The 13,791-nt window shown below is 72.2% G+C and carries 10 protein-coding genes, 1 tRNA gene and 1 pseudogene; 4 read left to right on the forward strand and 8 right to left on the reverse strand.

Features of this window, described 5'->3' with window-relative positions:
* Window positions 1–4 precede the first annotated feature (4 nt).
* Window positions 5–556 (reverse strand): hypothetical protein, encoded by a 552-nt coding sequence (locus AB0L29_RS10595; protein WP_365825459.1) that lies wholly within the window; start codon window positions 554–556, stop codon window positions 5–7.
* Between the two features lie 98 nt (window positions 557–654).
* On the opposite strand from AB0L29_RS10595, the gene AB0L29_RS10600 reads away from it, so the two are divergent.
* The 3 genes from AB0L29_RS10600 to AB0L29_RS10610 all read left to right on the forward strand — a co-directional run bounded on the left by AB0L29_RS10600 (window position 655) and on the right by AB0L29_RS10610 (window position 4,332).
* Complete coding sequence (locus AB0L29_RS10600) at window positions 655–1,374, forward strand: response regulator transcription factor (protein ID WP_365825461.1); 720 nt, start codon at window positions 655–657, stop codon at window positions 1,372–1,374.
* Window positions 1,371–2,771, forward strand: a complete 1,401-nt coding sequence (locus tag AB0L29_RS10605) for a HAMP domain-containing sensor histidine kinase (RefSeq protein ID WP_365825463.1) — start codon at window positions 1,371–1,373, stop codon at window positions 2,769–2,771. The genes AB0L29_RS10600 and AB0L29_RS10605 overlap by 4 nt, the downstream gene beginning before the upstream one ends.
* A 112-nt stretch (window positions 2,772–2,883) precedes the next feature.
* Window positions 2,884–4,332, forward strand: coding sequence for a cellulose binding domain-containing protein (locus tag AB0L29_RS10610; RefSeq protein WP_365825465.1), 1,449 nt, complete (start codon window positions 2,884–2,886; stop codon window positions 4,330–4,332).
* A gap of 92 nt (window positions 4,333–4,424) precedes the next feature.
* On the opposite strand, the gene AB0L29_RS10615 is transcribed toward AB0L29_RS10610, so the two are convergent.
* From AB0L29_RS10615 to AB0L29_RS10630, 4 genes are all read right to left on the reverse strand, one after another.
* A complete protein-coding gene (locus tag AB0L29_RS10615) occupies window positions 4,425–5,861 on the reverse strand; it encodes a GH1 family beta-glucosidase (protein WP_365825467.1) in 1,437 nt (478 codons plus the stop codon).
* A 134-nt stretch (window positions 5,862–5,995) separates the two neighbouring features.
* Window positions 5,996–6,901, reverse strand: coding sequence for a carbohydrate ABC transporter permease (locus tag AB0L29_RS10620; RefSeq protein ID WP_365825469.1), 906 nt, complete (start codon window positions 6,899–6,901; stop codon window positions 5,996–5,998).
* Window positions 6,902–6,913: 12 nt separating this feature from the next.
* Window positions 6,914–7,927: a sugar ABC transporter permease gene (locus AB0L29_RS10625; RefSeq protein ID WP_365825607.1), complete on the reverse strand. Its 1,014-nt coding sequence runs from the start codon at window positions 7,925–7,927 to the stop codon at window positions 6,914–6,916.
* Between the two features lie 5 nt (window positions 7,928–7,932).
* Entirely contained in the window at window positions 7,933–9,255 is a 1,323-nt protein-coding gene (locus AB0L29_RS10630; protein WP_365825471.1) for an extracellular solute-binding protein, read from the reverse strand.
* A gap of 412 nt (window positions 9,256–9,667) precedes the next feature.
* On the opposite strand from AB0L29_RS10630, the gene AB0L29_RS10635 reads away from it, so the two are divergent.
* Window positions 9,668–10,723, forward strand: a complete 1,056-nt coding sequence (locus AB0L29_RS10635; protein WP_365825473.1) for a LacI family DNA-binding transcriptional regulator — start codon at window positions 9,668–9,670, stop codon at window positions 10,721–10,723.
* 166 nt (window positions 10,724–10,889) lie between these two features.
* Here the strand turns inward: AB0L29_RS10635 and AB0L29_RS10640 are convergent.
* The 3 genes and pseudogenes from AB0L29_RS10640 to AB0L29_RS10650 all read right to left on the reverse strand — a co-directional run bounded on the left by AB0L29_RS10640 (window position 10,890) and on the right by AB0L29_RS10650 (window position 13,101).
* A tRNA-His gene (locus AB0L29_RS10640) sits at window positions 10,890–10,962 on the reverse strand.
* Between the two features lie 110 nt (window positions 10,963–11,072).
* Window positions 11,073–11,681 (reverse strand): oligoribonuclease, encoded by a 609-nt coding sequence (gene orn, locus AB0L29_RS10645; RefSeq protein WP_365825475.1) that lies wholly within the window; start codon window positions 11,679–11,681, stop codon window positions 11,073–11,075.
* A gap of 128 nt (window positions 11,682–11,809) precedes the next feature.
* Window positions 11,810–13,101, reverse strand: a pseudogene (locus tag AB0L29_RS10650) (helix-turn-helix domain-containing protein).
* Window positions 13,102–13,791: the final 690 nt, after the last annotated feature.

A 13,791-nucleotide genomic window follows, 5' to 3' on the forward strand; every position in this document is an offset into this window, starting at 1 on the left:
GCACTCAGTAGGTGCCGATCTCCACCCGGGGCGGGCCGTCGTGCCAGGTGCAGAACACCGACACCCGGTCCGCACCGGAGGCGAAGTCCACCCGGATCCACGTCTGCGTCTTCCACACCTGCATCGACCAGCCCGCACCGGGCGTGGCGGAGACGAGGGACGCGGACGCGGTGCCGAGGTCGAAGACCGCGCGCCCGCCCTTGGTGTCATAGCTCTTGATCCGGCCCGAGGCGGTGGGGGACGGGCTCGGGCTATGCACCGGCGTCCCGGACGGAGCGGGAGCGGGGCTGCTCGGCACGTCCGCGCTCGGCGACGGCTCCGGCGAGGGACTGCGCGACGGGCGGTGCGACGGGCTGCGCGAGGGCGCCGGCCGGCGGGTCGAGGACGCCAGCGGCTCCGACTCCCGCGCGGCCGCGTCGACCGCCGTGACGGGCAGGGCCCGCGGCGGGTCGTAGGCGGTGCCCGCCATCACCGTGTGGACGCCCCACCACGACAGCGTGACCGCCGCGCCCGTGGCGAGCAGCCAGGCCAGTACATGTACGAGTCCTCTGCGCATCGTGGGCCATACTGCCTCACGCGTCCCACGGGTGTCGCCCACCGGAAGTTGTCCACAGGCTCGCGCCGGGGTCCGCCGAATGGCGTACGGTGCGGCGCATGGCAAGTGTGCTCGTGGTCGAGGACGACCAGTTCGTGCGCTCGGCGCTCATCCGGCACCTGACCGACGCCTCGCACACCGTGCGCAGCGTCGGGACGGCGCTGGAGGCGCTGCGCGAGGTCGCCCATCTCCGCTTCGACGTGGTGATTTTGGACCTCGGACTGCCCGATCTCGACGGGTCCGAGGCCTTGAAGATGCTGCGCGGCATCACGGACGTACCGGTGATCGTCGCCACCGCCCGGGACGACGAGACGGAAGTCGTCCGGCTGCTGAACGCCGGGGCCGACGACTACCTCACCAAGCCGTTCTCGGTCGAACACCTGTCGGCGCGCATGGCGGCCGTGCTGCGGCGGGCCCGGTCCGGCGCCCCCGACGCCCAGCCGTCGAGCGTGCTGCGCGTCGGCGGCCTGACCGTCGACCCGCTGCGCCGCCAGGCCGAACTGGACGGCGTACGGCTCGACCTGACCCGGCGCGAGTTCGACCTGCTCGCCTTCCTGGCGCGCCGGCCCGGAGTCGTCGTGCCCCGCCGGGAGCTGCTCGCCGAGGTGTGGCAGCAGTCGTACGGCGACGACCAGACCATAGACGTCCATCTGTCCTGGCTGCGCCGGAAGCTGGGGGAGACGGCCGCCAACCCCCGTTATCTGCACACCCTGCGGGGCGTCGGCGTGAAACTCGAGCCGCCCGCCCCGGAGTTCTCCGGAGCGGAGCCGCCGCGATGAGGTGGGCCCTGGTGAAGGTGTCGCTGGCGGTGACCACCATGGTGGTGGTCGCCTTCGCGGTGCCGCTCGGACTCGTCATCCGGGAGATGGCCCGCGACCGCGCCTTCTCCAGCGCCGAACGCCAGGCCGCGGCCCTCGCCCCGGCCCTGTCCATCACCACCGACCGCGACCAGCTCGAACGCGTCGTCGCCTCGGCCGGCTCCGACGCCGACATGGCCGTGCACATACCGGCGGGCGACGGCGAGGCCGCCTTCGACCTGGGGCGCCAGCGGGCCGCCGACGAGGACATCGCGGCCGTACGGGAGCTGGGCCGGGCCTCCACCAGCATGGTGCCCGGCGGTTCCACGCTGCTCCAGCCGGTGGCGCTGGGCTCCGGCATCGCCGTCGTCGAGGTGTACGTGCCCGAGTCCGAGGTCACCAACGGCGTCGGCACGGCCTGGGCGGTGCTCGCCGCCGTCGGTGCCGCGCTCGTCGTCGGCTCGGTGGCGGTGGCCGACCGGCTGGGCGTGCGGATGGTGCGGCCCGCGCAGCGCCTGGTCGAGGGGGCGCACGAGCTGGGGGAGGGCAAGCTGGGCGCCCGCGTCCCGGAGGAGGGCCCGACCGAACTGCGGCTGGCGGCCGTGGCGTTCAACTCCATGGCCGACCAGGTGGTGCAACTGCTGGCGAACGAGCGGGAACTGGCGGCCGATCTGTCGCACCGGCTGCGTACGCCCCTGACCGTGCTGCGGCTGAACGCCGCCTCGCTCGGGGACGGGCCGGCCGCCGAGCAGACGCGGACCGCGGTCGAGCAGCTCGAGCGCGAGGTCGACACGATCATCCGCACCGCCCGGGAGGCCAAGCCGCAGACGGCCGCGGCCGGCCCCGGCGCCGGGTGCGACGCGGCCGAGGTGGTGCGCGAACGGATGGCGTTCTGGTCGGCGCTCGCGGAGGACGAGGGCCGCAAGTGGCGGGTGGCCGGGGCCGACCGGCCGGTGCGCATCCCCGTGGCCCGCGCCGACCTGGCCGCCGCGCTCGACGCGCTGCTCGGCAACGTCTTCCGCCACACGCCCGAGGGCACGGCCTTCGCGGTCGACGTGCACAACGGCGAGGACGCGGTGATCGTGCTGGTGTCCGACGCGGGCCCCGGCATATCCGACCCGGAGGCGGCGATGGCGCGCGGCCGGGGCTCGGGCACCGACGGGTCGACCGGACTCGGCCTGGACATCGTGCGCAGGCTCGCGGAGTCGACCGGCGGGGACGTGCGGATCGGGTCGTCGGTGCTCGGCGGGACCGAGGTGCGGGTGTGGATCCAGCTGGACGGGCGCAAGCCGGTGCGCAAGGGGCACCGGGGAGCCGTACGGCGCCGGCGGCGGCCGGTGCTGGTCCCCACCTTTAATCGGTCCCGATCCCTTCCTTAAGCGCACCCTAAGATCACCGGTGCCCGCCCGGATCAGGCGCTTTGCCTGGATCGGCGTCGCTAGCGTGCTGCCGCACCCCCCGAAACCCCCGAACGACGAAGGCAGGCACGCGATGAGCACGCACCGGCGCAAGGTGAGCGGGAGAAACAAGGTGATCGGCGCCGTCGTGGCCACGGCCGTGGCCGGCGGCGGCGCGCTCCTGGTCACCGGTACCGCTCAGGCGGCCGGGATCGGCGCGGCGTACACGAAGACCAGTGACTGGGGCACGGGGTACACCGCGCAGTACGTCGTCACCAACAACAGCGGGCAGACCAAGAGCGACTGGACGCTGGAGTTCGACCTGCCGTCCGGATCGACGCTCGGCTCGGTGTGGAACGGCACGTCGGACGTCAGCGGGCGGCACGTCACCGTGAAGCCGCCGAAGTGGGACACGGACGGGCTGGCCGCCGGCGAGTCGGTCACCGTCGGATTCGTCGTCACCGGCAGCGGCGCCCCGGCCGGCTGCCGCATCGACGGCGAGGCGTGCTCCGCGGACGGCGGCCCGGTCCCCGAGCCCTCCGGCCGCCCCACCGACGCGCCGACCCCGACCGCGCCGGCCACGCAGCAGCCCTCGCAGAGCCCCGCCCCCACCGCGAAGCCCTCCGAGACCACCGGCAGCGGCACCCCCGCCACCGCCGGCTTCGCCCCGTACGTCGACACCTCCCTCTACCCGGCCTTCGACCTGGTCGCGAGCGCGGAGGCGACCGGCGTGAAGCAGTACAACCTGGCCTTCGTCACGGACGGCGGCGGCTGCACGCCCAAGTGGGGCGGTGTGACCGACCTGGCGAACGACGCGGTGGCCGCCCAGATAGGCGCCCTGCGCGCCAAGGGCGGCGACGTCCGCGTCTCCTTCGGCGGCGCGGCCGGCTCCGAGCTGGGCACGACGTGCTCGTCGGCGGACGCGCTGGCGGCGGCGTACGGCAAGGTCGTGGACGCGTACAAGCTGACCAAGGTCGACTTCGACGTGGAGGGCGGCGCGCTGCCGAACGCGGCGGCCAACACCCGCCGCGCGCAGGCCATCGCCAAGCTCCAGCAGCAGCACCCCGGCCTCGACGTCTCCTTCACCCTCCCGGTCATGCCGGAGGGCCTGACCCAGGACGGCGTCAACCTGCTGGCGGACGCGAAGAAGAACGGCGTGAGGATCGACGCCGTCAACATCATGGCGATGGACTACGGCCCCGCCTACAGCGGTGACATGGGCACCTACGCCGAGCAGGCCGCCACCGCCACCCAGGCCCAGGTCAAGGGCGTCCTCGGGCTGTCCGACAGCGCCGCCTGGAAGACGGTCGCCGTCACCCCCATGATCGGCGTCAACGACGTCACGTCCGAGATCTTCAAGGTCGACGACGCCAGGCAGCTGGTCGACTTCGCCAAGGCCAAGGGGCTGGGCTGGCTGTCGATGTGGTCCGCCACCCGCGACAAGCAGTGCCCCGGCGGCGAGAAGCCCGCGGCGGACGCCACCTGCAGCTCGGTCCTCCAGGACGCCTTCGCCTTCACCAAGGCGTTCGCGGCCTACCGGTAGGCCCGTGACCGCGCGGGGATCCGGCCCCGCGCGACGGCCACGGGGCGCGGCACCTCGGGCGCCGCGCCCCGTCCCCCCGTTTCCCCCGGTGGCTAGACGGCCTCCACCTCCGGCAGCGTCCCGCTGCGGGCCGCCCGGGCGTACCAGTGGGCGCTGGACTTCGGGGTCCGCTCCAGCGTGGCGTAGTCGACGTACACCGCGCCGAAGCGCTTGCCGTAGCCGTACGCCCACTCGAAGTTGTCCATCAGGGACCACAGGAAGTAGCCGCGCACGTCCGCGCCGTGGGTGAGGGCGCGGCGGACCTCCGACAGGTGGGCGTGGAGGTAGGAGATGCGCTCGGGGTCGTGGACGCGGCCGTCGTCGTCGACCTTGTCGTCGTAGGCCGCGCCGTTCTCCGTGATGTACAGCGGCAGGCCCGGGGCCTCCCGCGTGTACCGCATGATCAGGTCGTACAGGCCCGTCGGGTCGATGGTCCAGCCCATCTCGGTGCGCTCGCCCGGCGTCTGGTGGAACAGCACGTCGTCCGCGGCCGGCCACGGCGAGTGGTCGCTCGTCCCGTGCCCGTCCGCCCGCGGCCCCTTCGGCGCCGCGTCGGCCGCCGACACCAGGGTGGGCGTGTAGTAGTTGAGGCCCAGCGCGTCCAGCGGCTGGTTGATCAGCTCCAGGTCGCCGTCGAGGACGTACGACCAGTCCGTGACCGACGCCGTCGCCGCGAACAGCGACTCGGGGTAGGCGCCCCGCAGCATCGGGCCGTGGAAGACGCCGCTGGCCAGGTCGTCGATCCGGCGGGCCGCCGCGAGGTCCGCCGGGTCCTGCGACAGGGGCCGCACCACCGAGGAGTTGAGGCTCACCGCCACCGAGTTGCGGGCCGGCATCACCGAGCGCAGGGCCGAGACGCCCAGGCCGTGCGCGAGGTTGAGGTGGTGGGCGGCCCGGAGCGAGGCCGCGGCGTCCGTGCGGCCGGGCGCGTGCACCCCGGAGGCGTACCCCAGGAAGGCGCTGCACCAGGGCTCGTTGAGCGTGATCCACTGCTCCACGCGGTCGCCGAGCGCCTCGCCGACCAGCTGCGCGTACTCGGCGAACCGGTGCGCCGTGTCGCGCTCGGGCCAGCCGCCCGCGTCCTCCAGCTCCTGCGGGAGGTCCCAGTGGTAGAGGGTGAGGGCCGGCTTGATGCCGTGCGCGAGCAGTTCGTCGACCAGACGGCGGTAGAAGTCCAGGCCCTTCTGGACGGCCGGGCCGCGGCCCGTCGGCTGCACCCGGGACCAGGAGACGGAGAAGCGGTAGGCGTTCAGGCCCAGCTCCGCCATCATCGCCACGTCCTCGCGGTAGCGGTGGTAGTGGTCCACGGCGATGTCACCGGTCTCGCCGCCGGCCGTCTTGCCCGGCGTGTGGCTGAAGGTGTCCCAGATCGACGGCGTACGGCCGTCCTCCCGCACCGCTCCCTCGATCTGGTACGCGGAGGTCGCGGCGCCCCAGAGGAAGGCGGGAGGAAACGTCGCCGGGGTCACCGGCTTTTCGGAGTCAGGCATGGAAGCGCTCCCATTTGAGGTCGTGGAGACCGGCGGGTAGGAGGGGAGGAGGGATGGGGGGGAGGGCGGGAAGGGAGGGAAGGGGGCCGAGGCGGCGACGGCCCGGCCCCCGGGACGTGGGGAGGCGCGGGGCCTCAGCCCTTGACCGCGCCCTGCATGATGCCGCCCACGATCTGCTTGCCGAAGATCGCGAAGACCAGCAGCAGCGGCAGCGTGCCCAGCAGCGCGCCCGCCATGATCAGGGACTGGTCGGGCGTGTAGCCGCGGCCCAGACCCGCGACCGCGACCTGCACGGTCGGGTTGCCGGTCTGGGTCAGCACCAGGAACGGCCACAGGAAGTCGTTCCAGGTCTGCACGAACATCAGCATGCCGAGCACGGCCATCGCCGGCCGGGCGGCGGGGAACACCACGTGCCACACCACCCGCCAGCTGCTCGCGCCGTCGACCCGGGCGGCCTCGATGATCTCGTCCGGCAGCGCCTGGATCAGGTACTGCCGCATGAAGAACACACCGAACGCGCTCACCAGCGACGGGAAGATCACCGCCTGGAGCTGGTCGGTCCAGTCGAGCTTGGCGACCATCATGTACAGCGGGATCACACTCAGCTGCGGCGGCACCATCATCGTGCCGATGACGATCAGCATCAGCGCGTTGCGGCCCTTGAAGCGCAGCTTGGCGAAGGCGAACCCGGCGATCGTCGACAGCACCACGATGGTCGCCGCGGAGATGCCCGCCACGATCGTGGTGTTGAGGAACGCCTCGCCGAGGTTGGCGTCCGTCCAGGCGATCTCCAGGTTCTTGAACAGGTTGGAGCCGAACCAGAACGGCGGCGGGGTCTGCGCCAGGCGCTGGTTGTCGCGGGAGGCGGCGATCGCCGTCCACACCAGCGGGAACAGCGACACGATCGTGAACAGGATCAGGATCGCGTACGCGATCGGGCCGCCGTGCAGGGTCCCGCCGGCCCGCGCCGACTTCGGCAGGCGCGAACGCCTGGTCTGCTGGGCGGGTGCGGTCTCGGGGGGCGTCACAGTCGTCGTCACGGCCACAACTCCTTAACTACTGGCGCGCAGCCGGCGCGAGATGACGTAGTTGACGATGCCGATGACGATCAGGATCAGGAACATCGTCCAGGCGATCGCCGAGGCGCGGCCCAGGTGCTGGTTCACCCAGCCCTGCTCGTACAGGTACAGGCCGAGCGTCTGGAACTGGTGCTCCGCGCCGCCGGAGGCGCCCTTGTTGGCGTCGAACAGCAGCGGCTCGCCGAAGACCTGGCTCGCGCCGATCGTCGACACCACGGTCGTGAACAGGATCGTCGGACGCAGCGACGGCAGGGTCACGTGCAGGAACTGCTGCCAGCGGCTGGCGCCGTCCAGCGCCGCCGACTCGTACAGGTCCTGCGGGATCGCCTGCATCGCGGCCAGGTAGATCAGCGCGTTGTAGCCGGTCCACCGCCAGATGATGATCGACGAGACGGCGATCTGCGAGGGCCACTTGTCGTTCTGCCAGTCCACCGGGTCGATGCCGACGGTGTCGAGCGCCCAGTTGATCATTCCGTAGTCGCGCCCGAAGAGCAGCACGAACACCAGCGAGGCCGCCGCGATCGACGTCGCGTACGGCGCGAGCATCGCGACCCGGTAGAAGGTCGAGGCGCGCAGCTTGTAGTTGAGGATGTGGGCGATGCCCATCGCCATCAGCAGCTGCGGGACGGTGGAGATGATGCCGATGGTCAGGGTGTTCTTCGCCGCGTTCCAGAAGAAGTCGTCGTCGAAGATGCGGGTGTAGTTGCGCAGCCCCACCCAGTTCATGTCGGTGGGCGCGGTCAGCTCCACCTGGTGCAGCGAGGCCCAGCCCGTGTAGATCAGCGGGAACAGGCCGAAGGCCACGAACAGCAGGAAGAACGGCGAGACGAAGGTGTACGGGCTCCAGCGCACGTCCCGCTGCCAGCGGCGGGACAGCTTGGCCCGGCGCCGCTGCTCCTGCTCGAAGGCGGCGTCGGCGGGCGGGCGGCCCGGGGCCGCGCCCCCCTCCTTGGCGGGGGGCGCGGCGGTGTCGTGACGGGTGGCCATGCGGGTCACTGGTCCAGGTTGTTGTCGATGGTCTTCGTCGCCGTCTTCCAGGCCTCCTCCGCCGACTTGCCCTTGGTGACGAGGATGACGCCGTTGTCCGTCAGGCCCTGCTGGATGATCTGGTCCTTCGGGCCGATCACCTGGACCGGGATCTGCTTCGCGGCCTCGGCGAAGATCTCACCGATCGGGGCGTCCCCGGTCATGTCGTTCTTCGCGCCCGTCACCTCGGGGCTGTCGTAGGCGGCCTGCGCGCTCGGGAAGCTGCCCTGCACCTTGAACAGCTTCGCCTGCTGCTGCGGCGCGGTCAGCCAGGCGACCAGCTTCTTGGCCTCCTCGACGTTCTTGCCGCTCTTGGGCACGGTCAGGAAGGAGCCGCCCCAGTTGCCGGACTTGGGCGCCACGGCCACGTCCCACTTGCCCTTGGCGTCGGGCTGCGACTTGCCCTTGATGTAGCCGAGCATCCACGGCGGGCAGGCCATCGCGGCGAACTTGTTGTTGGCGATCGTCTGGTCCCAGGCCGGCTGGAACTGCGTCTGGGCGCCGACCAGGCCCTTCTCCGCGGCCTCAGCGGTCAGGTCGAAGGCGTTGCGGACGGCCGGGTTGGTCTTGTAGACGACCTTGCCGGAGGCGTCGTAGAACTTCTCCTCCTCACTGCTCAGGATGGCGTTGATCAGACCGCCGGGGGAGTCCAGGAAGGTGGTGCCCTTGGGCCCGTTCTTCTGGTAGCGCTCACCGACGTCGACGAACTTGGCCCAGTCGCCCGCCCACAGCTTGGCGACCTCCGCGCGGTCGGTGGGCAGCCCGGCCTTCTCGAACATGTCCTTGCGGTAGCAGATCGCCATCGGGCCGATGTCGGTGCCCAGGCCGATGGTCTGGCCGTCCTTGGTGGTGGCCTGCTGCCACTTCCAGTCCAGCCAGTCGCCCTTGTTCACGCCGGAGACCTTGGACAGGTCCTCCAGCTTGGCGGCCTGGGTGTTCACGATCTCGGCGATGTTGCCGACCTCGACGGCCTGGACGTCCTGCAGGCCGCTGTTGGTGGTCAGGTGGTTCAGCAGCGACGGGTAGTAGTTCTCGTTCCGCTCGACGACGTTCTCGGCGATCTTGATGTTCGGGTTGAGCTTCTCGTACTCGGCGTACAGGCCCGCTTCCTTGAAGCCCATGGTGCCGAACAGGCCGAGCGTGATCGTGGTCTTGCCCTTGCCGTCGCCGGACGACGAGCCGTCGTCTCCGCCGTCGTCGGCACAGCCGGCCAGCAGCCCGGTGCCCAGCGACGCGACGGCCGCGAGGGCCAGCGCCTTGCGGGCGGATCGAGTGCGTGCTGCTCGCATTGCGTCCTCCTGTTGCCCTGACGTGCCGACCCCCCGGCCAACGGCATTGTTGGGCCCGTTAGTTGTCTTGCTTCAGTCGCTGCGGCTCGGGCGGGGAACGTGCGGGATGTGTATGTGTCAGGTACCGTGGGAGCGCTCCCACCGGTGATGTGTTGAAGAGTCCCCGGTTGCGGCGGGGGTGTCAAGGGACCGGACACCGCGAGATGTGTTCAGTTATCGGGCTGTTAACTGGACGCCGGGGGCGGTGCGCCCACGGCCCGGACTGACTCGTTTCAGCCGGTCCGGCATCCGGGAACCGTCCCGCCCGGACCCGGATGGAGGTCCGGACGGGACGGCTCCCGGCGACGGTCACCACCCCCGACGGGGCTGTTAGATTCCAGGCCAGCGTGACACACGACGGAAGGCGGAGCCCATGGCAGGCCACGGAGCGCGGGGCCGCGGCGGAGGCCGGCCCACCCTCGAAGAGGTGGCGGCGCGTGCGGGCGTCGGCCGCGGAACCGTCTCCCGGGTGATCAACGGCTCACCCCGGGTCAGCGACGCGACCCGCGCGGCCGTCGAAGCGGCGGTCGCGGAGCTCGGCTACGTCCCGAACACCGCGGCCCGCGCCCTGGCCGCCAACCGCACGGACGCGATCGCCCTGGTCGTGCCCGAGCCGGAGACCCGGTTCTTCGCGGAGCCGTACTTCTCGGACATGCTGAGGGGCGTCGGGTCCGAGCTGTCGGAGACGGAGATGCAGCTGCTGCTGATCTTCGCGGGCAGCGACCGGGAGCGGCGCAGGCTGGCCCAGTACCTGGCGGCGCACCGCGTGGACGGCGTCCTGCTGGTCTCGGTGCACGCCGACGACCCGCTGCCCGACCTGCTGTCCCAGCTGGAGATCCCGGCGGTGATCAGCGGCCCGAGATCGGCCGCGGAGACCCTGACCTCGGTGGACTCGGACAACTACGGCGGCGCCCGCCAGGCCGTCGAGCACCTGCTCCAGCGGGGCCGCCGCCGCATAGCCCACATCACCGGCCGCCTCGACGTGTACGGCGCCCAGCGCCGCGTCGACGGCTACCGCGGCGCCCTGCGCGACGCGGGCCACGAGGTGGACGAACTGCTCATCGAGGCGGGCGACTTCACGGAGGAGGGCGGTCGCCGGGCGATGGCGGCCCTGCTGCAGCGCCGCCCCGCCCTGGACGCCGTCTTCGCCGCCTCCGACGTGACCGCGGCCGGCGCCCGCCAGGCGCTGCGCGAGGCGGGCCGCCGCATCCCCGACGACGTGGCGCTGGTCGGCTACGACGACTCCGCCATCGCCCGCCACATGGACCCGCCGCTCACCAGCGTCCGCCAGCCCATAGAGGAGATGGGCCGCCGGATGATCGACCTCCTGCTGGCCGAGATCGCCGACCGCCGCCCGTCGGCGTCCCGGGGGCTGGAGCGGCGGCAGGTGGTGCTGGCCACGGAACTGGTGCACCGCACGTCCTCGTGAGCGGCCGGCAAACGGGTGACCTCCCCGCACGGCGGGGGAGCCGGCCACCGCGGAGGCGCGCCGCACCGCTGTGGCGCCGTCCTCGGCCCCGGCGGCAAGGGCGTGGAGCCCCGGGAACGCCAGTCGGCCGGTGACCTTCACGCAAGGTCACCGGCCGACTGCTCAGGGTGAGTGACGGGACTCGAACCCGCGGCATCCTGGACCACAACCAGGTGCTCTACCAGCTGAGCTACACCCACCATGACCGGCGTGGGAATCAGTGTTCTCCCCGACCGGCCGAGAAAAAGTGTACAGGGTCCGAAGGGGTGCTCGCGCCCGGCTTTCGCGGCGCCCCCCCCGAACGGCCCCGTCACGCCTGCTGGGCGGGCAGGACGTGCTTCGCGGCGATCGCCTTGGCGGTGTCGGAGTCGGGGCCGGGCTGCGGGACGAAGACGGCCTCGCGGTAGTAGCGCAGCTCCGCGATGGACTCGCGGATGTCGGCGAGGGCGCGGTGGTTGCCGTTCTTCTCGGGGCTGTTGAAGTACGCCCGCGGGTACCAGCGGCGGGCCAGCTCCTTGATGGAGGAGACGTCGACGATCCGGTAGTGGAGGTAGCTCTCCAGGGTGGGCATGTCCCGCAGCAGGAAGCCGCGGTCGGTGCCGACCGAGTTGCCGCACAGCGGGGCCTTGCCGGGCTCCTTGACGTACTCCCTCACGTACGCCAGGACCTGCTCCTCGGCGTCCTGCAGGGTCGTGCCGTTCGGGAGCTCCGCGAGCAGCCCGGACGCGGTGTGCATCTGACGCACCACCTCCGGCATCGTCTCCAGCGCCCGCTCCGGCGGGCGGATGACGATGTCCACACCCTCGCCGAGCACGTTCAGCTCGGAGTCGGTGACGAGGGCGGCCACCTCGATGAGCGCGTCGTCCGACAGCGAGAGGCCGGTCATCTCGCAGTCGATCCACACCATGCGATCGTTCATGTGTCTCACCATACGGCGCGCGCGGTGCGAGGTGAGCCGCCCGTGCGGTGACCGGCGGCCGCGCACGGCACCGGGCCCGTGGGGGGACTCCCCTCACGGGCCCGGTGGTGTCCGCGCGGCGGGCCGGCTCAGGTCGCGCTGCGCTGCCCCGGCAGGCTCGCCCGGCTTCCCGCGTACGCCTCGCGTCCGTTCTCGGACGGCGCCGGGGCGGACAGGGCGGCCGGCGATCCGACGGCGCTCGCGGCCGCCGTGCGGCGGGACTGGAGCGGAACCGGACTTTCCGGGTGCGGGGCGGCGGGTGACTGCCCCGGCTGGCCGGCGTGGGCGGGCTGGCCGGCGTGGCCCTGCGCGCCGGACGGCGGCGGGGTCGGGGACCCGTCGGTGTCCGGCGCGCGCTCGCCCTGCGGGCGCCGGGCCCGGTAGGCGGCCCGGTACGCGGCCGGGGACGAACCCAGCTGGCGCCGGAAGTGCCCGCGCAGCGCCACCGGCGAGCGGAAGCCGCAGCGGCCCGCCACCTCGTCCACCGAGTAGTCCGACGTCTCCAGCAGCCGCTGCGCCTGCAGCACCCGCTGCGTGATCAGCCACTGCAGCGGCGCGCTCCCGGTGAGCGAGCGGAACCGGCGGTCGAACGTACGCCGGCTCATGTACGCGCGGGCCGCCAGCGTCTCCACGTCGAACTGCTCGTGGAGGTGCTCCAGCGCCCAGGCGACGACCTCGGCGAGCGGGTCGGCGCCGATCTCCTCGGGTAAAGACCTGTCGAGATAGCGCTCCTGGCCTCCGCTGCGGCGCGGCGGGACCACCAGGCGGCGGGCGAGCGCGCCGGCCGCCTCGTTGCCGTGGTCCGTGCGCACGATGTGCAGGCACAGGTCGATCCCGGCCGCCGTGCCCGCCGACGTCAGTACGTCTCCGTCGTCGACGAAGAGTTCCCGTGGATCGACGTGCACCGACGGGTAGCGCTTGGCCAGCGTCGGCGCGTACATCCAGTGTGTGGTCGCGGGACGGCCGTCCAGCAGGCCCGCCGCCGCGAGGACGAAGGCGCCCGTGCACAGCCCGACGATGCGGGCGCCCTCCTCGTGGGCCCGGCGCAGCGCGTCGAGCGCCTCCTCCGGCGGTGGCGAAGTGATCGAGCGCCAGGCCGGCACGACGACCGTGCCCGCGCGCGAGATCGCTTCCAGGCCATGCGGTGCGGTGAGTTCCAGGCCCCCGTGGTCCGCAGCGGGCCTTCCTCGCCGGCACACACCAGCAGGCGGTAGCGCGGCACGCCGGCGTCCTGGCGGTCGATCCCGAACACCGACAGCGGTATGGAACTCTCGAAGATGGGGCCGCCGCTGAACAGCAGCACCGCGACGATCTCCTTGCGGCGTCGCCCGGACAGTTTCCGGACTGCGCCCTCCGGCGCGGCAGTGGAGTCGTGGCTCATACTGCTAAGCCCCCCTCGGTGGTCGCGGCTCCTCGGTTGTGTCGCTCCTGCACGTTTCCCCTCGGTCCTGCACGAGTCCCCCGCCGTAGACAGTCAAGATCGAATCTACTGTGTCCCGTCGTGCCGAGGTGGCCGGTTCGGCACTCGGCACATTGTCGACTTGGCAACTTGGCGTGAAGCATTCGATCACGAAGCGTTGCGCTCGGGGAGGGGGCGGAGAAGTGCGCCTCGTCGCGGTGGCCAATCCCCGTAGGGTGCGCAGGGCCCCCGAGGCCCTTTCCGTGCAGGTCGAACGGGGGTTGGGGGGTGCTTCCCGAGGGTGAGGGACAGGAATCAGAAGTTGGCTGAAAAGATACGGGCGTGGGCGCGGAAACCGGTCAGCTGACCGGTGTATCTCCTCCGCCGTGCGCGGAGCGGCGCAGCAGGACGCGGCAGGCGCCCGTGACGGCCGCGAGACCGGGGGCCGTGCCGGCGGCGCCGGCCGGGGACGCGCCGCACCGGAGCAGCGCGGCCGGCACGAGGAGGCAGCCGGAGGCCGCCCGGCGGATCACGCCGGTCGCGGTGCCCCGGGACGGTGGGGCCGCGCGGCCGGCCCCGGGGCCGGGCGGGGTCCGGACATGCGTGCTCCCTGTGGCGTGGCTCACGGGGTTCAACGCGCGGCCGGACCGTCGGTCACCGTCCGCCCGCAGG

Source organism: Streptomyces sp. NPDC052701 (genome assembly GCF_040678355.1).
Taxonomy (GTDB): domain Bacteria; phylum Actinomycetota; class Actinomycetes; order Streptomycetales; family Streptomycetaceae; genus Streptomyces.

Coding starts and splice junctions, on each gene's coding strand:
- AB0L29_RS10595 (WP_365825459.1), bottom strand. CDS start 556: ATGCGCAGAGGACTCGTACATGTACTGGCCTGGCTGCTCGCCACGGGC.
- AB0L29_RS10600 (WP_365825461.1), top strand. CDS start 655: ATGGCAAGTGTGCTCGTGGTCGAGGACGACCAGTTCGTGCGCTCGGCG.
- AB0L29_RS10605 (WP_365825463.1), top strand. CDS start 1,371: ATGAGGTGGGCCCTGGTGAAGGTGTCGCTGGCGGTGACCACCATGGTG.
- AB0L29_RS10610 (WP_365825465.1), top strand. CDS start 2,884: ATGAGCACGCACCGGCGCAAGGTGAGCGGGAGAAACAAGGTGATCGGC.
- AB0L29_RS10615 (WP_365825467.1), bottom strand. CDS start 5,861: ATGCCTGACTCCGAAAAGCCGGTGACCCCGGCGACGTTTCCTCCCGCC.
- AB0L29_RS10625 (WP_365825607.1), bottom strand. CDS start 7,927: ATGGCCACCCGTCACGACACCGCCGCGCCCCCCGCCAAGGAGGGGGGC.
- AB0L29_RS10630 (WP_365825471.1), bottom strand. CDS start 9,255: ATGCGAGCAGCACGCACTCGATCCGCCCGCAAGGCGCTGGCCCTCGCG.
- AB0L29_RS10635 (WP_365825473.1), top strand. CDS start 9,668: ATGGCAGGCCACGGAGCGCGGGGCCGCGGCGGAGGCCGGCCCACCCTC.
- orn (WP_365825475.1), bottom strand. CDS start 11,681: ATGAACGATCGCATGGTGTGGATCGACTGCGAGATGACCGGCCTCTCG.